The organism is Helicobacter zhangjianzhongii, assembly GCF_030249855.1.
GTDB lineage: Bacteria > Campylobacterota > Campylobacteria > Campylobacterales > Helicobacteraceae > Helicobacter_B > Helicobacter_B zhangjianzhongii.
Genome location: NZ_JANURN010000001.1, coordinates 241,145 through 266,039 on the forward strand (window position 1 = coordinate 241,145; position 24,895 = coordinate 266,039).

22 protein-coding genes are annotated in these 24,895 nt (G+C 47.8%); 2 read left to right on the forward strand and 20 right to left on the reverse strand.

Annotation, left to right across the window (positions count from 1 at the left end):
* Positions 1-24: 24 nt before the first annotated feature.
* The 18 genes from NYG90_RS01100 to NYG90_RS01185 all read right to left on the reverse strand — a co-directional run bounded on the left by NYG90_RS01100 (position 25) and on the right by NYG90_RS01185 (position 19,385).
* Positions 25-228, reverse strand: a complete 204-nt coding sequence (locus NYG90_RS01100; protein ID WP_285264571.1) for a hypothetical protein — start codon at positions 226-228, stop codon at positions 25-27.
* Positions 225-1,451 carry an NAD-dependent epimerase/dehydratase family protein gene (locus NYG90_RS01105; protein ID WP_285264572.1) on the reverse strand — a complete coding sequence of 409 codons (1,227 nt, stop codon included), beginning with the start codon at positions 1,449-1,451 and terminating at the stop codon, positions 225-227. The genes NYG90_RS01100 and NYG90_RS01105 overlap by 4 nt, the downstream gene beginning before the upstream one ends.
* 11 nt (positions 1,452-1,462) lie before the next feature.
* Complete coding sequence (locus tag NYG90_RS01110; RefSeq protein ID WP_285264573.1) at positions 1,463-2,380, reverse strand: hypothetical protein; 918 nt, start codon at positions 2,378-2,380, stop codon at positions 1,463-1,465.
* A 17-nt stretch (positions 2,381-2,397) separates the two neighbouring features.
* Positions 2,398-3,357 carry an NAD-dependent epimerase/dehydratase family protein gene (locus tag NYG90_RS01115; RefSeq protein WP_285264574.1) on the reverse strand — a complete coding sequence of 320 codons (960 nt, stop codon included), beginning with the start codon at positions 3,355-3,357 and terminating at the stop codon, positions 2,398-2,400.
* Positions 3,357-3,785, reverse strand: coding sequence for a class I SAM-dependent methyltransferase (locus tag NYG90_RS01120; RefSeq protein ID WP_350338539.1), 429 nt, complete (start codon positions 3,783-3,785; stop codon positions 3,357-3,359). Before NYG90_RS01120 ends, NYG90_RS01115 begins: the two co-directional genes overlap by 1 nt.
* Before the next feature lies 1 nt (position 3,786).
* Positions 3,787-4,158, reverse strand: coding sequence for a hypothetical protein (locus NYG90_RS01125; RefSeq protein WP_285264575.1), 372 nt, complete (start codon positions 4,156-4,158; stop codon positions 3,787-3,789).
* A 9-nt stretch (positions 4,159-4,167) separates the two neighbouring features.
* A complete protein-coding gene (locus NYG90_RS01130; protein ID WP_285264576.1) occupies positions 4,168-5,958 on the reverse strand; it encodes a thiamine pyrophosphate-binding protein in 1,791 nt (596 codons plus the stop codon).
* Between the two features lie 9 nt (positions 5,959-5,967).
* Complete coding sequence (locus NYG90_RS01135) at positions 5,968-7,089, reverse strand: 3-dehydroquinate synthase family protein (RefSeq protein ID WP_285264577.1); 1,122 nt, start codon at positions 7,087-7,089, stop codon at positions 5,968-5,970.
* Positions 7,082-7,738: an SDR family NAD(P)-dependent oxidoreductase gene (locus NYG90_RS01140; RefSeq protein ID WP_285256332.1), complete on the reverse strand. Its 657-nt coding sequence runs from the start codon at positions 7,736-7,738 to the stop codon at positions 7,082-7,084. Before NYG90_RS01140 ends, NYG90_RS01135 begins: the two co-directional genes overlap by 8 nt.
* An 8-nt stretch (positions 7,739-7,746) precedes the next feature.
* Entirely contained in the window at positions 7,747-8,544 is a 798-nt protein-coding gene (locus NYG90_RS01145) for an aldolase/citrate lyase family protein (protein ID WP_285256333.1), read from the reverse strand.
* Positions 8,541-9,617, reverse strand: coding sequence for a CDP-glucose 4,6-dehydratase (gene rfbG, locus NYG90_RS01150; RefSeq protein WP_285264578.1), 1,077 nt, complete (start codon positions 9,615-9,617; stop codon positions 8,541-8,543). The genes NYG90_RS01145 and rfbG overlap by 4 nt, the downstream gene beginning before the upstream one ends.
* 5 nt (positions 9,618-9,622) lie before the next feature.
* On the reverse strand, positions 9,623-10,423 hold the full coding sequence (gene rfbF / locus NYG90_RS01155) for a glucose-1-phosphate cytidylyltransferase (protein WP_285264579.1): 801 nt from the start codon (positions 10,421-10,423) through the stop codon (positions 9,623-9,625).
* Positions 10,420-11,175 carry a hypothetical protein gene (locus NYG90_RS01160; protein WP_285256336.1) on the reverse strand — a complete coding sequence of 252 codons (756 nt, stop codon included), beginning with the start codon at positions 11,173-11,175 and terminating at the stop codon, positions 10,420-10,422. The genes rfbF and NYG90_RS01160 overlap by 4 nt, the downstream gene beginning before the upstream one ends.
* Positions 11,176-11,355: 180 nt before the next feature.
* Positions 11,356-14,295, reverse strand: a complete 2,940-nt coding sequence (locus NYG90_RS01165) for a heavy metal translocating P-type ATPase (protein ID WP_285256337.1) — start codon at positions 14,293-14,295, stop codon at positions 11,356-11,358.
* Between the two features lies 1 nt (position 14,296).
* Positions 14,297-14,941, reverse strand: a complete 645-nt coding sequence (locus NYG90_RS01170) for a phosphatase PAP2 family protein (RefSeq protein ID WP_285256338.1) — start codon at positions 14,939-14,941, stop codon at positions 14,297-14,299.
* Between the two features lie 60 nt (positions 14,942-15,001).
* Positions 15,002-16,774: a Gfo/Idh/MocA family protein gene (locus tag NYG90_RS01175; protein WP_285256339.1), complete on the reverse strand. Its 1,773-nt coding sequence runs from the start codon at positions 16,772-16,774 to the stop codon at positions 15,002-15,004.
* Between the two features lie 2 nt (positions 16,775-16,776).
* Positions 16,777-18,192 (reverse strand): 30S ribosomal protein S12 methylthiotransferase RimO, encoded by a 1,416-nt coding sequence (rimO, locus tag NYG90_RS01180; RefSeq protein WP_285256340.1) that lies wholly within the window; start codon positions 18,190-18,192, stop codon positions 16,777-16,779.
* Positions 18,192-19,385, reverse strand: coding sequence for a pyridoxal-phosphate-dependent aminotransferase family protein (locus tag NYG90_RS01185; protein ID WP_285256341.1), 1,194 nt, complete (start codon positions 19,383-19,385; stop codon positions 18,192-18,194). Before NYG90_RS01185 ends, rimO begins: the two co-directional genes overlap by 1 nt.
* A 197-nt stretch (positions 19,386-19,582) precedes the next feature.
* On the opposite strand from NYG90_RS01185, the gene purH reads away from it, so the two are divergent.
* Complete coding sequence (purH, locus tag NYG90_RS01190) at positions 19,583-21,178, forward strand: bifunctional phosphoribosylaminoimidazolecarboxamide formyltransferase/IMP cyclohydrolase (RefSeq protein ID WP_285256342.1); 1,596 nt, start codon at positions 19,583-19,585, stop codon at positions 21,176-21,178.
* A gap of 191 nt (positions 21,179-21,369) precedes the next feature.
* On the opposite strand, the gene NYG90_RS01195 is transcribed toward purH, so the two are convergent.
* The gene (locus NYG90_RS01195; RefSeq protein WP_285256343.1) at positions 21,370-21,936 is read right to left on the reverse strand and encodes a threonine/serine exporter family protein; all 567 of its coding nucleotides are present in this window, start codon (positions 21,934-21,936) and stop codon (positions 21,370-21,372) included.
* Entirely contained in the window at positions 21,936-22,799 is an 864-nt protein-coding gene (locus NYG90_RS01200; RefSeq protein ID WP_285264580.1) for a threonine/serine exporter family protein, read from the reverse strand. The genes NYG90_RS01195 and NYG90_RS01200 overlap by 1 nt, the downstream gene beginning before the upstream one ends.
* Positions 22,800-22,901: 102 nt before the next feature.
* Between NYG90_RS01200 and NYG90_RS01205 the strand changes: the two genes are divergently transcribed.
* Positions 22,902-24,851, forward strand: coding sequence for an amidohydrolase family protein (locus tag NYG90_RS01205; protein ID WP_285256345.1), 1,950 nt, complete (start codon positions 22,902-22,904; stop codon positions 24,849-24,851).
* The last annotated feature ends 44 nt before the right edge of the window (positions 24,852-24,895 follow it).

Here is a 24,895-nt window from a genome sequence, read left to right on the forward strand (position 1 = left end):
CGCAGCCTTTTTGTAGCAGCAAGGTTACCCCCCCCCCCCCCCCGTTTGTGTGCGCACAGCAACCCTCACACAATTAGGCGTGATAACTATCTCTTCTATGTCGCGATTAGCGATAAACTCCGCATACTCAAAGAGCCTATCGTGCAGCTTATACATCTGCGTGATATACTCTGGCTTTGGTAGCTCGCCTTGCAAAAAGGCGGATTCTAGGGATTTCAATGTTTTCATAAATAGCTCCTTATAGTTTTGTAAAATCCTTGCTCTATGGCTATCTTAGGGCTCCAGCCTAGAGCCTTAAGCTTATCTGTCTTTACAGCACAAGACATAATGGGGCTTGGCATATAGCTCTCTTTTGGAGCTTCAAAGCGCACTTTTAGTCCCTTTTCTGGGAAGAGGCTTGCGATGATCTGCGCTAGCTCCTTGATACTTACGATCCCTTGCTCATTGGCTACATTATAGGCTTCATTATTCACTCCTTTTGTCAAAATCAAAAAATACGCGATCGCCGCATCGGCTAGGTAGAGGAAGCTCCTTTTTGCCTCTCCGCTGCTTGTTAGCACGATGTCTTGCCCCATCACCACAGATCGCACAAAGTCCGCAAATACCCTGCCATCATCTAGCTTCATACCCGGACCATAGGTGTGAAATGGACGCGCGATCTTCACAGGCAGCCCATACTCGCTCCCATAAGCTATGCAGAGATTCTCGCCCATTCTTTTAGACTCGGCATAGCAAGATCGCAAGGAAGTGGGATCGACATAGCCATAGGCACTCTCATCAATCTCCCCGGCAAACTCCCCATACACCTCGCCGCTAGAAAAGTAGAGGAAAGATCGCACAGGATTTATGCGGGCGAGATTTAGCATATTGATCGTGCCTAGCACATTGGGGTAGATCACTGATAGCGGGGCATCTTTGTAGAATCTAGGGCTAGCAGGCGAGGCAGCGTGGATAATGTAGTGGATAGGATAGGGGAGGCTAAGTGGCTCGCTCACATCGTGGGTGATTAGGATAAGGTCTTGCCGAGTGGATTCTAGGGGTTGCGTGGATTTTTCACACTCGGTGGGTTTTTCACCATCGCTTTGGGATTCTAGGATTTGCGGTAGTGCTAGTGGGGCTTTTAGCAAATTTTGGGGTGGAGCTAGACTTGAGTCTGCGGTTACCCCAAAATTTGCTAAATCGCCGCTATGATTACCCAAAGCCGAATCCTTTGTAAAAGTAGGGTCTAAATAGGGGGCAAATACCTCTCTAGCGTGCTTATAATTGCGCACCAGAGCTAGCACACGGCAGGGGGCTGATTTAAGAAGCGTGGCATTAAGATTTAGCAGGGTCTTTGCCATATAGGCTGGCAGGAAGCCGTTTGCCCCGGTGATTAGGACATTGGCATTGGCAAAGGCTTGCCAATTTATTAGAGGGGAGGAGGTGATGGCGGTAAAGTCTTCTTCTAGCATTGGGGGTATCCTTAGTTAAATTTGGCTGGTGGATTCGGCTTTGCGCGATAAACCTTTGATTGCTGCGCCGCGCTGTGTCGATAGACCGCAAGTCTTATCTCCTTGCGCGGCTTGCAAAGCAAAGGTTTCTCATCGCAAAACCTAGAATCCTTTGGCTGCTCGTTTAGAATTGCGGCGTTTTTCTTGTCATTGCGAGCAAGCGCGGTAGCGATTGCGCGGCAATCCATTTTCACACTAGAATCCACTTTTGCGGATTTGTGGATCGCCACGACTTCCTTGCGGAAGTCTCGCGATGACAATAGGGGGTCGGCTTGTGATGAAAAAATGGATTCTAGGAGCTGGGTGGATTTTTCACACTCGAGTTGGATTTGTGGTGTAAAAGTGGATTCTAGTGTGAGTTGCTTGCGGCTGGATTTTTGGGTGGTTTGCCTAGAATCCACTTTTTTGCTAGCGGCGTTTTTCTTGTCATTGCGAGCGGATTGAAAATCCGCGTGGCAATCCACTCCCCACACGCCTCTGTCATTGCGAGCAAGCGCGGTAGCGATTGCGTGGCAATCCATTTTCATATTAGAATCCGCTTGCGCGGATTTGTGGATCGCCACGCCTTGCTGTCGCAAGGCTCGCGATGACAATAGGGAGTCGGCTTGTGATGAAAAAATGGATTCTAGATTAAAGTTGCTCGCGGTTGATTTACTAAAGAAACTGCGGCTGCGCCTTGTTTTGTGATTTTCACTGCTTTTGGATTCTAAGATTTTAGGATTAGAATCCGCTTTTGGAAACGCCAAAAATGTAAGCGAGCCTGCAAAGGATTCTAGGATTGTAGATGAGAAATTGGCGTTTTGCAAGCGCGTGCAAGGGCGCATACTTGGCGTATGTAACTGCAGCACGCGCGAAGCAATCGCCGATTTATCGCTACAAGCCGAATCCACCAGCCAAGCTGAATCCCTTAAATATTTACCCCCCCCCCCCCGTTGCTAGCCGCCGCCCACATCTCCCCAATCCTACTCAAATACGGATCTGCCTTGATAGACTCTACATCTAGGCTAGTGAGATTACTTGCAAAATACTCGCGCATAGATTCTATGGCGTGGCTGTGGGGGGTGAGCTTTAGGGCTGGCATTGCTGATAAAAGCCTAGAGTTGTCGCTGGTGTATTGATTGTTTAGCCCAGATTCTATGAAGTGGATCGGCGACTTGTAGGGGGAAGTGGCGTTGATGATCTTGGCTAGCTCGCTTAAGAGTATGCCCCTGCCACTGCTGGCATTATAGACCCTATGATCTAGGCTAGCAATGCTAGCGTGCAAGAAGTGGTCAATTATGCGCAAAAGATCATCGATGTAGATGTAGTCAAAAATGCAGTCCTTGTAGATGGTGATTGGCAGGTGTAAGAGATTTTTGACAATGGCGTTTGAGATGAACTTGTAGCGGTAGTTTTCGCCCGCACCATAGCAGCCAAAGATACGCAGGCAGATGACATTGCCGCGCGTGGATTCTATAAAGCGCGAGCACACGCCCTTGTAGAATCCATAGGAGTCAAGTGGCAGGCTCTCTAGGTAGCTAGGCTCGCTTGCAGATATGATGGGCTTGTGCTTGCTATACTCCGCCCCAGAGCCAAAGTGTAGGATTTTCTCTACCCTATTGGCTTGGCTCATAATGGCAAAAAACATTCGCAGATTATACTCGGCGATGTCGTGCAAGCCCATCGTGTCGCGCCCGCCGCCGCGGTTGGCTAGGTGGATAATGTGGGAGATTTTATGCGCTTTTATGTAGGAGCTTACTGCGTGGCAGTCGCGTAAATCTAGCTCGCTAGAGCTAGGCGTATAGAGCTTGTAGCTATATCTAGTTTGCAAGAATTCTTGCAATGCCCTGCCGATAAATCCTGCGCCCCCGGTGATTAGTAGGTGCATTAGGATTCTACCTTTTTGGCTAGAAAGCGGATTGATTTTGGGCAGCCAAATCGCTTTGATGTGCTAAAGATTTCACAGACAATAATTTCTAGCCCAAGCACCTTACCCATCTCTATAAATGTCTCCTTTTTAAACATATTGATATGCTCGTGGATAAGCTTTGCTCCATCGCTATCTTCTCTCCAGCCAAACTCTGCAAAAGGCACTTCGATATACAGCAAAGAATCTTTATGCATAAGAGCTAAAAACTTCTTCATAAACTCCATAGGATAGCTCACATGCTCTAGCATATGCGAGCAGATGATGAGATCAAAGCTTTGTGCAAAAAGCTCTTTTTCATCATAGATTTTAGAGACATTTGCCACAGGCTCTTTATTGGAAATATCAAAGACAAAGCATTTAGCATAGTGCAGCTCCAGAGGAATAATCTCACCCCCCCCCCCCCCCGTAGTCTAGGATTGTGCGGGGCTTAGAATCCACAATAAATGGCGCGATAAAGTGCGCTAAATTTGCGCGCCGATTGGCTAGATTCTCATCATTAACCACGCGCAAAGTCTGCTCTATAAATCCCTTTTCAAAACTCTCTCGCTGGTGCAAATACTCTTCTAGCATATAGCCATCATACTGCCTTTGCATTTGCACATCATTTGGGCGGAAGCTTGAGTATTCAAAGCCACACTTCTTACACACATAAACATCTGTGTCCTGCGCTTTTCCAGCAAACATTCTAGCGATTAAAAATGGGCGAAATCGCGCCTTATACGCGGCAATATCACTATGCCCACAAATCACACATTTCATATTTCTCCTTTATTGTGTAGTAAAGATATTTTCTGCCATCTCATCTTGCGATAAAAATGGCGATAAGTCCTCTAGCGATGGGCTTATCATACTGCCATCTTCTAAAACTTTCGCGCTAAGCTTTGGGGCGAAGTCATAGTCTTGCTCTAGCATAATCTCCACAAGCATCGCACCTTTGCTCTCTAAAATCTGTGTCAAATCTTTTTCTAAAGTTTGTGGGTCGCTAAGTCGCCTTGTCTCAAAGCCAAACGCCTTACCAAGCGCGCTAAAATCAGGCACTTCCACGCCACTGCTCGCGCCACTGCCTGTGAGATTGCCGTTGAAAAAGTTTTTTTGCGTTTGGCGGATTGATGAGTAGCCATCGTTATGTAAGACAAAGAGCTTTATAGGGATATTTGCGCTCTTTAGCGTTTGTAGCTCTTGGAGATTCATCATTATAGAGCCATCGCCCTCTAGGCACACTACCTCTCTCCCCTTGCTTGCATAAAAGCTCCCAATAGCCGCTGGCAGAGCAAAGCCCATAGAGGCATTGCCGGAGTTTAAGATATGGCGTTGATCGGGCTTGATGATTGATCTTGCAAAGGTGCAGACACAAGCCGAGCCATTTGCCATAACAAGTATCGTGCTAGGCTTTAGGCAGCGTGTGAAAGTCTCTACAAAATGATAAGGCTCGATTTTCTCGCCTTGTTTTTGCTCGATACTGCTGTATTTATCCCTTAGATTTTGGCAAAACTCTAGCCAAGCCGGGCGCGTGATAGCTTCGGCTATTTGCAAAAGCTTTGGGATAAACTCGCCCAAATCCGCACATATCGCTAGATCTGGGATCAATGTGGGCTTTTGTAGCTCTGCTTTGTCAATATCTACTACGATTTTATAGGCGTTTTTGGCGTAGTTTTCGTAGTTGTAGCTTACTTGGCGGATATTATTGCGCGTGCCAAGGCATAGGATCAAATCGGCATTTTGCAGGGCAAAATTCCCCGCTCTCTGTCCTAGAGAGCCGATCCTGCCTATGTAGTTTGTATGTGTGGATTCTATACTATCCATTCCATTAAATGTCGTAACAACAGGGATATTAAGCTTTGTCAATAAGGCTTTGAGATTTTCTACTTGATGGGCTATGCGCACGCCGTGTCCAGCTATGATAAGCGGTGCTTTGGATTTCTGCAACGAGCTAATGACTCTCTCCATAATGCCACTATCTAAAGTATCTAAGTCTTTATGCTCGCTATACTCGCTCCTATCAAACTCTACTAGATTTTTTTCATCAATCATAGCAGCTTGTATATCTATGGGTATATCAAGCCACACAGGACCTTTACGCCCATTTGTCGCTAGGTAAATTGCCTTATCCAAGTGGTATTTGATCTCTAGCGGATTTGTGATCATCACTGCATATTTAGTCAAAGGCTTGACACAAGAGATAATATCCACCTCTTGATCGCCAAGCTGTCTTAAAGGGATCTCTGGCACAGAAGCTAGCGTTGTAGTGTATTTGACTTGCCCAGAGATATACAAAACAGGCACAGAATCACTCCACTGCCCAAATACACCATTTAAGCAATTAAGCCCGCCCGGACCGGTAGTAACATTTACTACTGCTAGATCTTGATTGACCCTAGCATAGCCCTCTGCAGCGAAGCTACACGCCTGCTCGTGGTGGTTTGCTGTATAGGGGATAGCTCTGCCTAAACTATCATTTAAGTGCATAGCCCCACCGCCAGAGACCATAAAAAAGTGCTTGACTTCATAATGCTCTTTCAATCTTTTTGCGAGATAGTCGCTTAATTTTATCTCTGCCATTTATGCTCCTTATAACGCTTGCCACTCATTCCAAATCTCTGCTAGCACTTCTTGCGCCAAAGACACTTCCACATCATTAACCTTGCTAAACACATACTCATCACGCACACAACGGGGGGGGGGGGGGGAAATTTGTGCGTGCGTATTGGCTAGCATAATCAATGGCAGGCGATTATCACTCGCGGTATTTTTCTTATCCTTTGCCATAGCTGTCAAAGTGGATTCTACATTGAGCTTAGGAATCTCACACGCCAAAAGTGGATAAAGCACATTGCTAGCGATATAAGCTTCTTCATCTTGTGAGAGCAGCCCGCGCTTTTTGCTTACGCGATTTGCTAGTAGCATACCCACGACTACGGCTAATCCGTGTGGCAAGGCAAAGTTTGTAGAGCTCTCAAGCGCGTGTCCAAAGCAATGCCCAAAATTAAGGAGATTTCTCCTGCCTGTATCAAACTCATCTTCTTCAATGTAGCCTTGCTTCACTTGCAAGCAAAAATAAATTGTCTCTAGTAGCACTCTTTCATCGCTTGTAAGCTTTGGCAAAATCGCTGCAAAATCTCTCGCCTTATCCCTCCCACAAAGTAGATGAAACTTCGCCATCTCCCCTATACCAGAATAAACATCTACCCTATCAAGCGTATTGATAAAAGGCGCATAAATATAAATAGAATCTGGTGGGAAAAATGTGCCTATAAGGTTTTTGTAGCTGGCAAAATTCAGCGAGGTTTTCGCACCTATGCAGCTATCAGTTTGTGCGAGCAAAGTCGTGGGGATAAAGCTCCACTTCACACCACGATAAAGCGAAGAAGCGATAAAGCCTGTAATATCTTGCGTGATCCCACCGCCGATAGAAATTAGGTGGATATTTTTCTTTGGCGCAAAGTGCATAATCTTTTCATAAAGCGTAGCGACATAGTCAAGGCTTTTGTGATTTTCATCAATCTCTAGCAAGATAAGCGGCTTATCTACAATGGGGGCTAACGCGCTATGTTTATAGAGCTCATACACCCTAGAATCCACCATAAACAGCACATTATCTAGCCCTGCAAGCTTGGCTACAAAATCTGTATTTTCACAAAAATACACCTGATAAGTTTTGATATTTGATGCAATATCTAGTCTTTTATACACAGGAAAATCCTCCATCGATAAAAATCGTTTGTCCGGTTATATAAGTATTTTTCACGCTTAAAAAATACGCCAATTCTGCTACCTCCATAGGCTCTCCTAGCCTTTTTATCGGTAAAGATTCTTTGATAGATTCTATTAGGGGGGGGGCATTATTTATCGCGGTCATTTCGGTGTTGATAAATCCCGGAGCAATGGCATTGGTCAAAATCCCATAAGGACTTAGCTCCACGCCTAGTGCCATACTTAAGCCACTTACCCCAGCCTTAGCACTAGAATACACCACGCGAGCATTTTTAGAAAATCTACACCAAATTGATGAGAAATTCACAATCCTGCCATAGTTGTTTTGCTTCATTTTGGGGACTACGGCTTTGATTAGCTGCATATTGGAAAACAAATTCACCTGAAATGACTCTTGGATAAGCATTTCATCGGCTTCTTCTAAATGGGCTAGCTTGTTTATCCCAGCGCAGTTTATGAGTATATCTACCCTATCAAGTGTGGCAGTGTAGGCTGCGATACTTTGTGGATTAGCTAGATTAAGCTGCTTTGAGCTTGGGGCATAGACTTTTAAGCCACGCGATTCAAAAAGCTCTTTAATCGCCTTGCCAATCCCCCTAGAGCCTCCGGTAATCAACGCGCTATACATTTTCACTCCTATTTACGCTCTTGTAAAAACTTCCCATAACGCTCCTCGAGCATTGCGATACGCGCAGAATCTTCTTTATAAATTGCTTGATAAAAGTCGCGCTTGTTGCGTAGCCATAGCAGCTCAAAATGCACCGCTTTCATAAGTCCATCGGCTATGTGTGGATTTGACATAGCAGCACTAGCATTAAAGATCACCTTTCTTGTCTCAAAACGCGTGAGAGATTGTGGCGGCAATGTGGCAAAAAATGGCAAAGAAGCGATAGAAACCCCACCGCCGATCACTAAATCTTTATCACAACTAAGGCAGGTAGTCGCCAAATCAGTAGCGATTTGCAAGATTTTTTCACTATGGATTTCATCTCTGCTTAAACCTAGAGAGCCTGTCATATCCACTCGCCCCAGCACAATACCGCTAACTTTTTGAAACGCTTTACTAGCGCAAATTGCTTGCAAATTAGTAAAGCCTGTGATTGTTTCGATATTTATGAGATAGGACACATTGTCGCTAGCAAAGACAGAGCTTGCGGCATTGACATATTTTTCTAGTGCATAGGCAGTCTCAATCATAGGGGCTACGATATGCGACACGCCCAAAAGCCTTGCTTCTCTCATATCTTTTATCGCTTCGCAGCCACCAATTTTGATTGTCAAATCAAGCCCCGCTTTGCTTACAATCTCCTTTAAGCGCATAGCTTCTTCAAGCCTTGTGCCTTCTGCTTCAAACTCCGCTTTCACGCCCACGACACCATAGTTTTGGCATAAATCTTTCAAAACATCTACCATTTGTAATTCAAGCATATTCATTTGCATTCCTTCATTTTGTCCATATACTCCCCAAGCTGCTCTTGGCTTAGGATCGTGCTTGTCTCGCTCCACGCCCTATACCACGCTACGCTTTTTTGTATCGCTTCTTTAGCACTCCATAGCGGGCTAAACCCTAGCAGGCTGCTAGCCTTGCTAGAGTCTAGTGCCAGCAGCCCACTCTCGTGCAAGCTAGAGTCTAGCTCGATCGTGTAGGCGATCTGCTCCCACTCCTGCTGCGCTAGCTCTAGCACTTGGCTCACGCGCAAGATCTGCCCCCCACTAGGTCCAAAGTTAAAGCTACTAGCGCACTCTATGCGCCCTGCTAGCAGAGCCTGTGCTAGCAGCAAGTAGCCCTGCAAGCTCTCGCACACAAACTGCCACGGGCGCGTGGAGCTAGGATACCTAATGCTAGCAGGCTCGCGGCTTATCGCTGCTCGCACGAGATCTGGCAGCAGCCTATCGCGGCTGAAGTCCCCTCCGCCTATCACATTCCCAGCCCTAGCCGTAGCGACTAGCACGCTATGCTTCTTGCCATAGTCATCAAGGCTAAAAAAGCTCCGCCGCATAGAGTCTGCGATGATCTCCGCGCACGCCTTAGACGCGCTATAAGGGTCATAGCCGCCAAGCGCATCGCACTCTCTGTATCCATAGAGCCACTCTTTGTTGTCATAGACTTTATCGGTGGTTACGATCACTACTGCGCGCAAGGATTCTAGCTTGCGGCAGGCATTTAGCACATTAGCAACGCCTAGGGCGTTTGTGTGGAAAGTCTCAAGCGGATCCTTGTAGCTCTGCCTTACAAGCGGCTGGGCTGCTAGGTGGAGCACCACTTCAGGCTTGGCTTCTTGCAGGGCGGACTCTAGCGTGGCATAGTCGCTGATGTCTGCTAGCCACTCTTTGGCAAAGAGCTTTTGCGCACCGCTTAGGGCGTAGTGGCTAGGCTCTTGTGGGGGCAGGGAGTAGCCATAGAGCCTAGCCCCTAAGTGTGAGAGCCACAGAGCTAGCCACGAGCCTTTGAAGCCGGTATGCCCCGTTAGCAAGACTCTTTTACCGCGGTAAGCTTCATCAAACATTGCGATCACCATACCGCCCAAGGTGCGCTGCCGCTAAGCCACATTTGTGTCAAGTCATTTTTGTCTTTCAAAGTGTCCATACACTTCCAAAAGCCGCTATGCTGGTAGGTATAGAGCTGCCCATCTCGCGCAAGATTTTTCAAAGGCTCTTGCTCCAAAATCGTCATATCCCCACGCCCTGCGCGCTCTATATACTCAAACACCCTAGCCTCGCATACGAAAAATCCCCCATTGATCCAGCCGCTTTGCTGCGCGCTAGCATCGCCTCTGGGCTTTTCTACGAAAGTCTTTACCGCATTGGTGCTAGGCTCTATCTCTAGCGCGCCAAATCGCCCCTCTGGCAGCACAGAAGTCATACTCATAGCCCCTTTGTGCGATCTGTGGAAGTCTAAAAGCGCGTGTAGATTTATATCGCTCAAACCATCGCCATAAGTGAGCATAAAGCTTTCGTTGTTGATATAGGGCTTGGCGTGGAGGATCCTGCCGCCGGTCTGGGAGTCTTGCCCGGTGTAAAGGAGCGTTACACGCCAAGGCTCGTGGCGATTGGCGTGGATCTGCAAGGAGTTGTCCGCTAGGTCGATAGTGATGTCGCTGTAATGCGTGTAGTAGTTTAGGAAATACTCCTTGATGATATGCCCCTTATAGCCCGTAAGGATAATAAAATCGCTAAAGCCATAGTGCGCATAAATCTTCATAATATGCCACAAAATCGGTCGCCCGCCGATCTCTACCATAGGCTTTGGCTTAAGCCCTGTCTCTTCAGCGAGCCTTGTGCCAAGACCGCCGGCTAGGATAAGGACTTTCATAGGGGGAGCCTTTGGGGTTTGGGCTTGGGCGTTGGCTTTTGGGCTTGGGGATTCGGCTTTGCGCGATAAACCTTTGATTGCTGCGCCGCGCCGCGTCGATAGACCGCAAGTCTTATCTCCTTGCGCGGCTTGCAAAGCAAAGGTTTCTCATCGCAAAACCTAGAATCCTGCGGCTGCTTGCTTACATTTTTGGCGTTGTTTTCTGTCATTGGTAGCACCGCTTGCACCGCGTGGCAATCTACACTAGAATCCACTTTTTTGCTAGCGGCGTTTTTCTTGTCATTGCGAGCAAGCGCGGTAGCGATTGCGTGGCAATCCATAGCTTCAAGGCTAGAATCCACTTTTTTTGCGGTAGTAAAATCAGCGGCGTTACTAGAATCCGCCTGCGCGGATTTGTGGATCGCCACGACTTCCTTACGGAAGTCTCGCGATGACAGAGAATGAGCGTGGCTCTTAGAATCGTGGCTTTTTTCAAAAGTGGATTCTAGGGGTTGGGCGGTTTTCTGTATGGATTGCCACGCCGACAAGTCGGCTCGCAATGACAAAAAAGGCGCATTGTGTGAAAAAGTGGATTCTAGTGTAGAGTCGCTCGAGGTAGATTTACTAAAGAAACTGCGGCTGCGCCTTGTTTTGTGGTTTTCATTACCGCTGCGGGATTCTAGGATTCTAGGATTTGCGGTATTGCTAGCGGTGCTTTTTGTGGATTTTAGGGTAGAGCTAGACTTGTGGTCTGCGGTTGCCCTAAAATCCACAAAATCACTGCTATGATTACCCGAAGCCGAATCCTTACAGGATTCCCCCCCCCCCCGTTTCTAACAGAGTTTTTTATACCAATATCCACCAAACACACCTTCACACACCTTAGACCTAAAAGTAATAAGCGTGGATTCTAGCACAATATGTTTAAAATATGTTTTAAGGCTTGTGCGTGCCTATAAGTCGCCACCCTTACTGCTACTCTTGCGCAGGGAGTTGCCCACGACAAGCAAAGAGGACAGACTCATACTAAGGGCTGCGACAAGCGGGATCACAAAACCGCATAAAGCTAGCGGGATCAATAGGGCATTGTAGGCTAGGCTTATGGCGAGATTTTGATAAATCCTAGTATAAGTCTCCCTAGCGATCACAAAGCCTGCTTGCAAGCTCACTAGACTATCATCTAGCACGATCACATCACTTTGGGCGATAGCTATATCACTCCCAGCCCCCATAGAGACCCCCACATCGGCAGTCTTTAGGGCTACAATGTCATTAAGCCCATCGCCTATCATCACCACACTAGGATCTTTGCGCCAGAGTCCCTTGCCCCTAGGCGTGCTTAAGGAATCTTGCAGATCCTGTATATATTGCGCCTTTTGGTCTGGGAGCAAGCCACTATGAAACTCCCTAATCCCAAGCGAGCTTGCCACAGCCTCCACCGCGCCCGCCCTATCGCCACTAAGCAGCACTACCTTTTTGCCATTGCTTTGTAGGTATGCTACAAGCTCCTTTGCCCCATCTTTTGCCTCATCGCTTATGTAGCAAATGAGCTTAAGGGCTTTGTTTGTGGCGTAGGCGAAGATGCTCATAGAGTCTAAAGGCGTTAGCTTTTGCTTGGTGGATTCGGCTTTGCGCGATAAACCTTTGATTGCTGCGCCGCGCTTCGTCGATAGACGCTCGAGTCTTATCTCCTTGCGCGGCTTGCAAAGCAAAGGTTTCTCATCGCAAAACCAGCGAAGCGCAGTTTCTTTAGAAAACCAGCGAAGCGGTGCGAGCGTGGGCTCGCAGGTTTCTTTAGAAATCCTAGAATCCTTTGGCTGCTTGCTTACATTTTTGGCTTGCTTGCTAGAATCCACTTTTTGTAATGTTTGTATGTTTTGTGCGTTTTTATCAAAAGTGGATTCTAGGGCGGTAGTTTTGATTTCAGCTTGTTTTGTAAAACCGCTTTGGGATTCTAGGATTGTGGTGCTAGAATCGTGGTTTTTCAAGCCGCGCAAGGAGATAAGACTTGGGTGTCTATCGACACAGCGCGGCGATGAAATCCGCGATTCTAGCCCGCAAGCCGAATCCCCACCAAACAAAGCCGAATCCATAACGCCATTTTCTAGCAAAAACTCTACACTCCCGCCTACCACCTCCTCCTCCCCCCATTTCGCCCTTATCCCTCTAGAATCCACCTGCACCACCGCGCTTAGCTCCATAGCTCCACTTGGGCGGAAGCACTCTGCCACTGCCGCAGAAATAGGGTGAGAAGAGAGCCGCACAAAGTGCGCTAGCACGCTCTCATCAAACTCCCCAAATCGCTCCATATACTGCACCTTTGGGCTGCCCTTTGTGAGCGTGCCTGTCTTGTCAAAGACCACCGCCTTTGCTTGTGCCAGCACTTCTAAAAATCGCGCTTCTTTAAACACCAGCCCCGCCTTATACGCACGCGAGATCCCCACCACACTAGCAATGGGCGTAGCAAGCGCAAGCGCACAAGGGCAGGCGATCACAATCACAGAAATTGTGATGATCAACGCCTGATCCACCCCAGAATCCACCCACCAATACACAAACCCACCCAGCGCGATAAGCAGCACAAAGCGGGAGAAATACTTCGCCAAGCTATTAGCGAGATTTTGGATCCTAGGAGTGGAGCTTAGGCTCTCTTCTAGGAGCGTGATAATCCTACTCATCGTAGAATCCACATATCGCTTGCGTACTTCATAGACAAGCGATTTTTCTAGCACGATACTCCCAGATAGCAGCTCTTGCCCGCTCTTTTTACTCACAGGCAAGCTCTCCCCAGAGAGTGAGCGCATATCTAGTAGCACATCACTGCAAGCCACCCCATCGCACGGCAGCATCTCCCCCACAGCGATATGCACCCGCTCCCCTATGCGCAAATCTTTCACATCGCAGACTTGCAAGCTCCCATCGCGCTCCACTTTAGCCATATTTGGCAAGATCGTATGCAGGCTATCAAGGCTATCGCCAGCGACCCTCCTAGCGCGCATTTCTAAAAACTTCCCACTAAAGACAAAGAGAATGATCATCGCCACTGATTCAAAGTAGCTCTCCCCACTGCGCGTAATGCTCGCATAAATCGAGTAGATAAATGTCAAGCTAGCCCCAAAGGCTACTAAAAAGTCCATACCGACATAGCCAAGCTTAAGCCCATAATACGCCCCGGAGAAAAACACCCGCCCTGTATAAAACAGCACCGGAGCGGCAAGCAAGCAAGCCACAAGATTTAGCACATCTTTCATCAAAGGCTGCATACCATAGAAATACCCCACATACTGCGCGATAGCCACCATCATAATGCTCATCGTGCAAAACACCCCCACCACAAAAGAGATAAAAAAGCTTCTTTGTGCTTTTGCTAGCTGCTCTTCTTGGGATTTGGGGTCATAGATATGCGCGCTATAGCCGATAGACTTTATAAGCTTAAAGATAGCAGATAGGCTGATTTGCGTGCTATCAAAGAGGATTTTTGCTTTGTTGTTTGTGTAGTTGATATGCGCCTTTTTAATGCCCTTTTGCAGGCTTAGGATATGCTCATTAAGCCATACACACGCCGCGCAGTGAATGCCCTCTATCACAAGACTTACTTCATTGAGTGTGCCTAGCTTTTTTGTGTGCTGGGCTAGGAAGCTAGGCTCATCAAGATAGCGTAAATCTATGCTTTTTTTCTCTAAAGGTGTGAGCGTCACCTCGCCCAATCGCTCATAGAATCCACTAAAGCCACTTTTTTGCAGTAGCTTATACACGCTCTCACAGCCATTGCAGCAGAAATATACATCATTACCACAAGAGTCTTTGGCGTGTGTGAGCTGGGATGGTGGGAAGCTACGCTGGCAGTGCGAGCATTTGCAAGAAGTGGGAGCGGTGGGGGCTTGGTCTTGCACGCTAGAGCACCATAACTGCTAGCAGAGCGCATTCACACAGAGTTGTTTTGGTGCTAGGGGCGTGATATGTGCCTTTGCCCCCGCCCTTGCCTATGCGCTTATCATCGCGCCTAGAAGCTAGGAGGAATGAGAGGAAAAACCCAAGCATACCCCCGCAAATCACTTGGGCTATCGTGTGTCTTTTAGCATCAATCCTAGAGATCCCAACCACACTTGCGATCGCCAAGGCTGGCAGCCCCAAGCGCAGCCCATACCGCTTCTGCAAAAACCCTACCGCTGCAAAGGCTGAAGCCGTATGCCCACTAGGGAAGCCCTCGAAATTCTCACCATCTGGGCGTTTGGAGAGAGCTTGTATCCTAGGGCTAGAGGGTGCTAGAAAATGCAGGGCATACTTCACTGCATAAGTGCTAGCCACCACTGCTACAAAGCCCACAGCCTGCTGCCTAGCCCCCACAAAATCGCGTAAAAAAATCGCATACACCAAGCTTGCCGCTGGCAAAAACTGCGCCACATCGCCAAACTTGCGCAAGCTGCTAGAATGCGTAGAATTTGTAGCAATATTTTGCATTTCAATCTCTTGTCTCTTTTGCTCAATCTCGCTATATGCTAGGCTTACAACTAGCACAATAAACAACAATGCCTTCATAGAAATCCTTAAGGTAAATTCTGCGCATTGTAGCGCATATCAAAGGGCTTGTGCAATCTCTTAGCGTAAAGTGGCTACATCGATTTGCTCTAGGATCTGGACTACACGCAAGGTGTGGCTGGCTAATTCTTGGCATATTTGTCCTTGTGTGATTTGGGCGTAAAAATGGGCGATGGAAGAGATAAGTGGCGGAGTGGTGGGGAGTTCAGCTTGGCTTGATTCTGGCATTGGCTTTTGCTTGGTGGATTCGGCTTTTGGGCTAGAATCGGCGATTTCTGCGCGCGTGCTGCAGTTACATACGCCAAGTATGCGCCTTTGCACGCGCTTGAAAAGCCCCGATTCTATCTCCAAAATCCTAGAATCCTTTGGCTGCTTGCTAGAATCCGCTTTTTGTAATTCTGCGTTTGTATCAACAATCCTGCCGCCTGCGGCGTGGCTATCAAACACATTTTCAGCTTTTGCGTTGTTGTCGCAAAACTTGGCGTTAGCCGATGTTTTTTTAGAAAATCCTGCCGCCTGCGAGTCGCTTACACTTGGGGCGTTTTGAGTAAAAATCCTAGAATCCTTTGGCTGCTTGCTTACATTTTTGGCTTGCTTGCTAGAATCCACTTTTTCATCAATCGTGTTTCTTCTGTCATTGCGAGCCGCTGCGGTAGCAGTGGTGTGGCAAAGCGTAGCTTCTTTAGAAAACAAGGGATACCGCTCGGCGTTAGCCGATGTTTCTTTAGAATCCATACATTCTGCGCTAGCAGAATAGTCATTGCTAGAATCCACTTTTGCGCCTTTGTGGATTGCCACGCCGCTATCGCGGCTCGCAATGACAGAAAAATGGGCGTTAGGGCTAGAATCCTCGTTTTGTAATTTTGCGTTTTTATCAAAAGTGGATTCTAGGATTTGCGATGAGAAAGCAGGGTTGTGCAGTGGCGAGCAAGGAGATAAGACTTGGGTGTCTATCGACGAAGCGAGCCACAAACTCCCTGCTTTATCGCGCAAAGCCGAATCCTCCCCAAGTAAAGCCGAATCCATAGCAAACATAGCGAGTTTATTTTCTGCCACCTCGTTATATATCACCCCTCTCCCACTCCTCCCCACGATCACCATTTCACGCACCTTTGTAGGCGAGAGCCAAGAGGTATGGATCGCAATAGTCGTGCGCGTATCCACCAAGCCTATGTCCGCCACAGCACGATAGCCGCCTGCTTCCACCACCCTAGCAGAGGGCTTCATCTGCTCTAGCACGCCCGCCCCTAGCACATAGTCCAAAATCGCTATATCGTGCAAGGCAAGATCCCACACCACGCTTACTTCTTTTTGCAATCGCCCCAAGCTCTCACGCCGTGCGTGGATAGAGCAGATCTCGCCTAGCTCGTGGATATGCGCCTTTAGCCACTGCACCGCTGGCGCATACAAAAAGATATGATCGCAATGCACCACCACACCCTGCCTAGCTGCTAGCTCATAGAGCAAGGCGCACTCTTTAGAGCTTAGAGCTAGGGGCTTTTCCACAAAGATGTGCTTTTTTGCTTCTAGGGCGGCTTTAGCTAGGGCAAAATGGCTAGCCGGGGGCGTGATGATAAACACCGCTTGTATCTGCCTATCTGCTAGCAAGGCTTCAAAGCTAGGATAGATATGCACGCTCGGGCAAGATTCTCGCGCCTTTTGCGCATTATCTAAATGGCTATCATACACACCTACAAGCTCAAATTCCGCGCTGTGTAGCACGCCTTTGCCATAAGGCTCTAGCACGCCTAAATCCCGCGACTCTTGCGGCTTACACAAAGCACTTAGCACCTTTTCCCCCCAATATCCACACCCCACAAGCGCGCATTTCATCGCTATAACTTCCTAAGCGCACTACCTAGGAGCATTGTGTCCTTTGCCTGTGTGATTTGCACTTCATATAGCCCGGGCGCAAGCCCACTAGAATCCACTTGCGCCTCTAGGCTAGGATCTAGCTCGTTTATCAAAATCTCCCCATCAATCTCTAGCCCCCACCTATGATCTCGCGCGCTGTAAAAATACTCGCTTACCGCACTTTTAGACTCTATAAATGCCTGCACTCTCGCACCTTGCAGGGCTTTGGCACGCTCTTTTGCCTGCTTTGCTAAAAGCTTTTGCAAGATCTTTAGTCTAGCATTGGTGGTCTTCGTGGGGACTATGCCGCTCATCGTATGCGCTAGCGTGCCTTCTTCACTAGAAAACGCAAAGAGATTGACGCAATCAAACACCCCTTCTTCTAAAAACTCTTGCAACTGCGCAAACTCCCCCTCACTCTCGCCCGGATGTCCTATGATAAAGGTGCTGCGCAAAAAGGCATTGGGTGCTTCTTTCATAAGTCTTAGTAGCTCTCTAGCTTGCGTGCTTGTGTGGTTGCGGCGCATTCGTTTTAGCATATCATCTGCGATATGCTGCAAGGGCATATCAAAGTAGTTTTGCACGATGGGCGAGCTAATCATCGCTTCGATGAGCTTGGGGCTTGTGGTGGTGGGGTAGAGATAGTGGATTCTAGCGTTTTGGGCGATATTTTGCGTATCTAGGGCTTTTATGAGCTGGATTAGCCCGTCTGTTTGCCCTTGATCGCGCAAGTAGGAGCTAGAATCTTGGGCGATGAAGCTAAAATCCACAAAGCCCTGCTTGGCTAGATTCTCCACCTCGCGTAAAATAGAGGCGATAGGGCGGGATTGGAGCTTGCCTTTAAAGCTTGGGATCGCGCAAAAGGAGCAGAGCTGATTGCAGCCTTCAGAAAGCTTGATATAGGCGTGTAGGCGGGAGTTTGCGATGACTCGCTTATGTGTTTCATCTGCTAAAAAGACTTTATCCTTACTAGAGGCGATCCTGCTAGCTTGCGCCGCGCTCTTAGGGCTTGTAGCAAAGGTATTAGGAGCAGCAAAAAAGCGCGGAAAGCTAAAGCCCTTTTGCTCTAAAAGTGTGTCGATTTTAGCGTAATCGCGCACGCCGATGATTAAGTCAATCTCTGGGATTTCTTGCTCTAGCTCTGTGGCATATCGCTCGCTTAGACAGCCGCTTACCACAAGTAGCGCGCCCTTTTTACGCGCATTTGCCGCTTCTAAGATCGTTTGGATACTCTCTTGCTTTGCTGCTTGGATAAAGCCACAAGTATTGATGATAATCACATCTGCCCTAGCTATATCATCGCTTATTTCACACGCGCTAAGCCGCCCTAGCATAACCTCACTATCGACAAGGTTTTTCGTGCAGCCAAGCGAGATTAGATGAAGTAAGGGGCGCATTATAGGGCTTTTTGCGCTTGTAGAGAGGCAAAAAAGCTTGCATTGCCTACGCCATCAAAGCTGCGTAGCCCAAGCGCATCTAGGCTTAGCTCTAGTGCGTTTATCACATAGCTTGCTTCATAGATATGGATAAGCCCCATATGATTGATACGGAAAATGCTATCTTTGATATGGTCTTGCCCAGCGGCGACATTCACGCCTAGGGCTTTCATACTTGCGCGGATTTCTGCGGCTTTTGCGTGGGCTATGGCACTCATCGCTAGGGCAGGGGATTTGGGATAGAGAGATAAGCCTAGCGCGGCTATGGCTTCACGCGTGGCTAGGGCTAGGGCTTTTGTGTGGGTATATGCTTTGGCAAAGCCCTGCTGCAATAGTGTAGGGTCTAGCTCTTGTGCAAAAGTGGATTCTAGTGCGGAGTCTAAATTGGAGCTAGCTAGGGCTTGGACTATTTCAAAATACCGCACAAGTCCGGTGATAAGTGTGGTCGGCGCGGTCCAAGCGGTGGTGTTTTTGCGCTGGTTTTTTCGCTCTGTAAGGAAGTGAAAGTAGAGCCCGCCTTTGTGTGTGGGGCGATTTTCTAACGCCTCTAATGCTCTTTGTGAAAGCCCCACGATACTCATACCCGGTGGGAGCATAAATGCCTTTTGACTTCCGCCGATTAGGACATCAATATATGTCGTATCTATGGGCTCTACGCCCATAGCCGTAATGGCATCAGCGATGATGATAATATCCTGCCTGTATGTCTTCACTTCACGCGCGATTTGCTCCAAAGGCAGCCGCAGCCCCCCAGCAGACTCACACACTTGCAGGGCTAGAGTATCAATGCTAGGGTCGCTCTGCAGGGCTTCTAGCACTTCTTGCACGCTTATGGGCGTGTCCCACTCTGTGGCAAGCTCGGTGTAGGGGAGATTGTTTGCTAGCGCGATCTTGCCCCACCTTTGCCCAAACTTCCCGCAGCTAATGCTAAGAAGCTTGCTATGGCAAAATTGCAGCACACTTGCTTCCATAGCTCCTGTGCCGCTACTTGCTAGCATTAGCACTTCTTCCATATTAAGCATTGCTTGTAGCCCTAGCCTAGCCTTGGCAAAAATGCTTTCAAACTCCTTGGTGCGGTGATGAAGCGTGGGGGTCGCCATCGCGTGGCGGATAGATTCTGGCGTGGGGGTTGGTCCGGGGGTAAAAAGTAGCATAGAAGTCCTTATCGCGCTAGATTTGTGAAGCGGGCATTATAGCATTAAATATTTAAGCCCTTAGCGATATAATACGCCTTAAACAAAGCTTTGACAAAGCTAGATCTAGCTGCTTTACTTGCATTTGCGAGATTGTGCTAACAATCGTGGCGAGCAAGGCAAAGCCTAGATCCAACTCAAACAGAAAGGTTACTATGATGAAAAAAGCCCTCCTTAGTGTCAGTGATAAAAGTGGCATTGTAGAATTTGCTAGAGAGCTTACGCAGCTAGGCTTTGAGATTTTATCCACAGGTGGCACGCTACAAGCCCTCCTAGCAGCTAATATCAAAGCCACAGAGGTAAGCTCCTATACACAAAGCCCAGAGCTCTTTGATGGCAGGGTCAAAACACTGCACCCTAAAATCCACGGCGGTATTTTGCACCGCAGGGACAATGCCAAAGATTTGGAGCAAGCAAAGGCGCATAATATACACGCCATCGATCTTGTGTGTGTCAATCTCTATCCATTTTATGAAACCACCCAGCGCACAAGCAATTTTGATGAGATTATAGAAAATATCGATATAGGTGGTCCTAGTATGGTGCGAGCCGCGGCGAAAGCGTATCAATCTGTGCTAGTCATCACAAGCCCTAGCGATTATCCTAGCATTATCACCGCGCTAAAAAATGGGCAAAACACCCTAGAGCTTAGGCAGCAAATGATGATAAAAGCCTTTAGCCACACTGCCCACTATGATGCCACCATTGCTAATTATATGAATACGCGCTTTTGCGATGGCTTTGGGGAGATGGTGTTTATCAGCGGGAAAAAGGTGCTGCAAACGCGCTATGGCGAGAACCCCCACCAAAAAGGCGCGTTGTATGAGTTTGAGAGCTTTTATAGCCGCAATTTACGCATACTCAAAGGTGAGCCAAGCTTCAATAACTTTACCGATATTTATAGCGCGCTGCGTTTAGCCTCTAGCTTTGGAGACAAAAAGGCAGTAAGTATCATCAAGCACGGCAATCCTTGTGGCTTTGCGATGAAAGAGAGCCTGCTAGAATCCTACCAAGCAGCCCTAGCGTGCGATAGTGTGAGCGCGTATGGTGGCGTGGTAGCAGTAAATGGCGTAGTCGATCAAGCCCTAGCACAAGAGATGAGCAAGACATTCATCGAAGTGCTAGTGGCAAGTGATATTACCCAAGAAGCCCTAGAGATTTTCGCACCAAAAAAGAGAATGAAAATCTTCGCCCTAGCCTCCGCCGCGCTAGAATCCACTTTAGAATCCACCTCCAAAAAATCCCTAGAATCCACTTTTGCCCCAGCCCTAGCCCTGCCACTAGATCCTATGGACTTTAAGCATATTGGCGGAGGCTTTGTCTATCAGCAGAGTGATCACATCACAAGCGATGAGCTAGCAAATGCCACGCTTAAGAGTCAAGCCATAGCAGATCCTAGCACGCTACAAGATCTGCATATCGCCTACACAATCGCCGCACTTACCAAGTCTAATTGCATAACTTATGTCAAAGATAGCACGCTAATTGCCATAGGTATGGGTATGACAAGCAGGGTCGATGCCCAGCGCGCCGCCCTTGCCAAAGCGCACGATATGGGGCTTGACACCGCAGGGTGTGCTATGGCAAGTGAAGCATTTTTCCCATTCCGTGATAGTGTGGATCTAGCTGCCAAAGCAGGCGTTAGAGCCATAATCCAGCCCGGCGGTAGCCTGCGTGATGAAGAAGTGATAAACGCGGCAGATGAGCATAAGATCGCGCTTTATTTTACCGGTGTGAGGCATTTCTTGCACTAATGCAGCAAAGTGGATTCTAGGGCTAGTGATTCAGTCTTGGGCGAGCAATGCGATTGATTACGCGATTTTTTGGGCAACCGCAGACCTCTAGTCTAGCTCTACCCAAAAAATCGCGTAAAACAACCACAGCCCCACCGCAACCCTTAGAATCATTATGATACAAAACGATTGTAAAAAGTGGATTCTAGGGCTTAGTGGTCGCGCATTGAGAGCTTTTTAAGCCCTCTTGTCATCATAAAGCTCTGCTCATAAAAGATAGAAAATACAATAAGCACGCCTGCTACAAGAGCCAAAGAGACAGAGAACATAATCGTAAAATTATCAAAAAAGAGCAGCAAATAATCGAGCCGCGCCTTATCATCGCGCTGCTGCACAAATGAGAGTAGCGATAAGATACTTTTATATCCATAGCTTCCCGGAAACATCGGCAGAAGAGAGGGGAAGACGATCACTTCTATGGGAGCTTTGACGCGCTTTGCCACCACGATCGCCAAAAGCCCTATACACAAGCTCGCGCAAAAGCTCGCCCCCACGAAGCTAACAATGGGCAGCTGCATAAGCCCAAAGCGGATATTGTAGCCAAGCCCAGCAAAAAGCGCACTCCAAAAAATCGTGCGCTTGAGTGGATTAAGCCCATAAGCAAAGCCAAGCCCTGCGATAAAGGCAAAGACAAAATCCACAAGCATTGCCATAATGAGTGAATCGTGCCACGAGGTCGCATACAGCACTTCTTGGATATGGGGATAAAGCTCTAGCATCACAGCACACTCGCATTGGTGATAGCTAGCGTGAGATACACGCCTGCTGCGATACACATCATAAGCACCATCATATTGATAAGTCGGCTGATACCCATAAGGGTGTTTTCGTGGATAATATCTACAAAGGCGTTTAAAATCAGCGCACCCGGGATTAGATACAAAATACTGCCGCCAATGGCTACACCCGGGGTCTTGCTAAGTCCTAGCCACACGCCAATATAAGCGACAAATGAGACAATAAAGGAGGCAAAGAGTAGCTGGGCGCGATTGTCTAGGCGGATTTTGTTAAAGAAATTGCGCATAAAAAACCCCATAAAAGTCCCCACAAATATACATAAAAGCGCGCCAAAATCTCCATCAAATAGCTTGCAAAATGTCGCATTTCCTAGCGGGATAAGCAGCGCACCTAGCACTAAAGAGCGCGATTTTTTCGCGCAGATATAGGAAAAATGCTCCTTTGCCTCTTGCAAGGAGATATTTTCATCATAGATTTGCCAGCTTAGTGCGCTAAGGTTTGAGATAAGCGAGAGATCCATACCTAGGTGCATATTTTTGATCACTTGTGTGCGGCGGTTGTTGTAGTCTTTTTTATCAGCGATATTGATTGTGATGTATTGTAAAAACACGCTTAAATGCACTTCATAGCCAAAGCTCTGCCCGATTCTATTGGTGCATTTAATCACGCGTGCCGTGTAGGCTCCGCTTTGTAGCAAGGCACTAGAGTAGGCACACAGAAAGTCGCATATCTCTTCTATCGGGGGTTTTTGTAGAGATTTTTGGGATTGTGGCAGATGGGATTGTGATGGGCTGGGCTGTGGGGAGTGATGGGAAGAGTCCTTTGGGGTGTGGGGCTTGCTCATAGGATCTCCGGCGTGTGAGTTTGGGCGCGATTGTAATGTATTTTTTATTAAGATTGCATAAGCTATAAAGCAGAATCTAGCTAGAGTGTGTAAGGAATGGCGATGAAAATCATTGGCGCGAGTGTGGTGTTTGTCTGCGATAGGGAGTTTTGCATTATCCGTGATGGGGGCGTGGTGTATGAGGGGGAGAGGATTGTGGAGGTGGGGGGGTATGAAGAGCTAGTAGCAAAATACACAAAAAGCCCAAGCGATTCTAAGATTTTGGAGCTAGAATCCACTTTTTTAAACAATGCTGAAAAAATACAAAGCATAGCTTCTTTAGAAAAAGTGGATTCTAGTTGTGAAGCTATGGATTGCCACGCGGATTTTCAATCCGCTCGCAATGACAGAAAAAACGCCGCTAATAAAAAAGTGGATTCTAGGAACGCGCAAAATCCACACGAGCAAGCCGACTCCACCTTTTTGTCATCGCGAGACTTCCGCAAGGAAGTCGTGGCGATCCATAAAGGCGCGAAAGCGGATTCTAAAGAAAAAATGGATTGCCACGCCACTGCTACGCAGCGGCTCGCAATGACAGAAAACAACGCCATTAGTGAAAACGCAGTTTCTTTAGAAAACAAGCGAAGCGGTGCGAGCGTGAGCTCGCAGGTTTCTTTAGAAAAAGTGGATTCTAGGGAAAATGCCGAAAGTTTAAACACGCCGCAGAACGCAAAGGCTGAAAATGTGTTTGATAGCCACCTCGCAGGCGGCAGGATTTTTGATGAAAAAGCGGGGTTGTGTAGTGGCGAGCAAGGAGATAAGACTTGCGGTCTATCGACACAGCGAGCCACAAACTCCCCGCTTTTTCGCAAAAAGCCAACGCCAACATTAGAAACAGAGTTTTTTAGCGGTTGCGTCTTGCTCCCTGCCCTCATCAACGCCCACATTCATTTTGAGTTTAGTAGCAATTCTACAAGCTTTGTGTATGGGAGCTTTGAGGGCTGGCTAGCAAGTGTGATGAGTAAGCGCGATAGCGTGCTAGCTGATATGCCCACCGCCATAGAATCCACCATAGATGAGCAGCTAGACTCTGGTGTGGGGAGTGTGGGGGCGATCTCTAGCTATGGAGCAGATATGCAAGCATTAGCCAAAAGCGCGCTAAAGGTGGTGTATTTTAGCGAAGCCATTGGGGCAAATCCTGCTGCGCTTGATACCTTGCTAGCAGATGTGAAAGCACGATTCTATGAGGCTAAAAAGCTCTCTTCTAGGAGCTTTTTCCCGGCTCTTGCCCTGCACGCGCCCTATTCTGTGCATAGCGTGCTAGCAAAGCATATCATCGCCTTTGCTAAAGAGGCTTTTTCTAAGCAAGCTTTAGAATCCACGCGCCCTACCCATACTATCAATAATCCTTGCAATAATCCTTGCGAGATGTCTTGCACGCTTAGTGCGCATTTTTTAGAATCTAATGCCGAGCGAGTTTGGCTAGAGTCCAAAGATCGCGCCACCGCGCCTAAGGGGTGGTTTTATGACTTTTATACACAAGTGTTAAAGATCCCTAGCCCAGTCCCCTACTACACACCGCAGGAGTTTATGGAGCTTTTTTCATCTATGCGCACATCTTTTGTGCATTGCACCGCCTTGCACCCCCTAGAATCCACTTTTTTAGCGCAGCAGGGGCACTCTCTCATCACCTGCCCGAGATCTAATCGCCTGCTTAGCGGCTCTATGCTTGATCTAAAAAAGCTGGATTCTAGCCTAGTGGAGAATCTTGGCATAGGCAGTGATGGCGCAAGCTCTAATGCCAATACCAATATGCTTGATGAATTGCGTGCGGGGCTTTTTGGTATGGATTATGATCTGCCGAGGCTTGCGCGTTTGCTGCTGCTTGCTGCCACAAGGGGCAATGCCAAAGCCCTAGGGCTTGCTAATGGCACGCTAGAGAGTGGAAAAAGCGCGGATATGGCGGTGTTTGAGATTAAGGGTATCAAGGATTCTACCCAGCCAGAAGTGCATTTTATCCTGCTAGCAGACAAGGTGCGTAGACTGCTTATCAATGGCGAGCAAGTGCGCTAAATGCCAAACTTATGGGCTAATCACATAAGAAAATTATAAGTCTG

Bases quoted from the DNA above. Each gene is read 5' to 3' on its own strand.
- NYG90_RS01195 (WP_285256343.1), bottom strand. From the start codon at position 21,936: ATGCTAGAGCTTTATCCCCATATCCAAGAAGTGCTGTATGCGACCTCG.
- NYG90_RS01105 (WP_285264572.1), bottom strand. From the start codon at position 1,451: ATGCTAGAAGAAGACTTTACCGCCATCACCTCCTCCCCTCTAATAAAT.
- rfbG (WP_285264578.1), bottom strand. From the start codon at position 9,617: ATGTTTGATGAAGCTTACCGCGGTAAAAGAGTCTTGCTAACGGGGCAT.
- NYG90_RS01140 (WP_285256332.1), bottom strand. From the start codon at position 7,738: ATGTATAGCGCGTTGATTACCGGAGGCTCTAGGGGGATTGGCAAGGCG.
- NYG90_RS01185 (WP_285256341.1), bottom strand. From the start codon at position 19,385: ATGCTACTTTTTACCCCCGGACCAACCCCCACGCCAGAATCTATCCGC.
- NYG90_RS01170 (WP_285256338.1), bottom strand. From the start codon at position 14,941: ATGAAGGCATTGTTGTTTATTGTGCTAGTTGTAAGCCTAGCATATAGC.
- NYG90_RS01205 (WP_285256345.1), top strand. From the start codon at position 22,902: ATGAAAATCATTGGCGCGAGTGTGGTGTTTGTCTGCGATAGGGAGTTT.
- NYG90_RS01200 (WP_285264580.1), bottom strand. From the start codon at position 22,799: ATGAGCAAGCCCCACACCCCAAAGGACTCTTCCCATCACTCCCCACAG.
- rfbF (WP_285264579.1), bottom strand. From the start codon at position 10,423: ATGAAAGTCCTTATCCTAGCCGGCGGTCTTGGCACAAGGCTCGCTGAA.
- NYG90_RS01175 (WP_285256339.1), bottom strand. From the start codon at position 16,774: ATGAAATGCGCGCTTGTGGGGTGTGGATATTGGGGGGAAAAGGTGCTA.
- rimO (WP_285256340.1), bottom strand. From the start codon at position 18,192: ATGCGCCCCTTACTTCATCTAATCTCGCTTGGCTGCACGAAAAACCTT.
- NYG90_RS01100 (WP_285264571.1), bottom strand. From the start codon at position 228: ATGAAAACATTGAAATCCCTAGAATCCGCCTTTTTGCAAGGCGAGCTA.
- NYG90_RS01145 (WP_285256333.1), bottom strand. From the start codon at position 8,544: ATGAATATGCTTGAATTACAAATGGTAGATGTTTTGAAAGATTTATGC.
- NYG90_RS01130 (WP_285264576.1), bottom strand. From the start codon at position 5,958: ATGGCAGAGATAAAATTAAGCGACTATCTCGCAAAAAGATTGAAAGAG.
- purH (WP_285256342.1), top strand. From the start codon at position 19,583: ATGAAAAAAGCCCTCCTTAGTGTCAGTGATAAAAGTGGCATTGTAGAA.
- NYG90_RS01125 (WP_285264575.1), bottom strand. From the start codon at position 4,158: ATGAAATGTGTGATTTGTGGGCATAGTGATATTGCCGCGTATAAGGCG.
- NYG90_RS01115 (WP_285264574.1), bottom strand. From the start codon at position 3,357: ATGCACCTACTAATCACCGGGGGCGCAGGATTTATCGGCAGGGCATTG.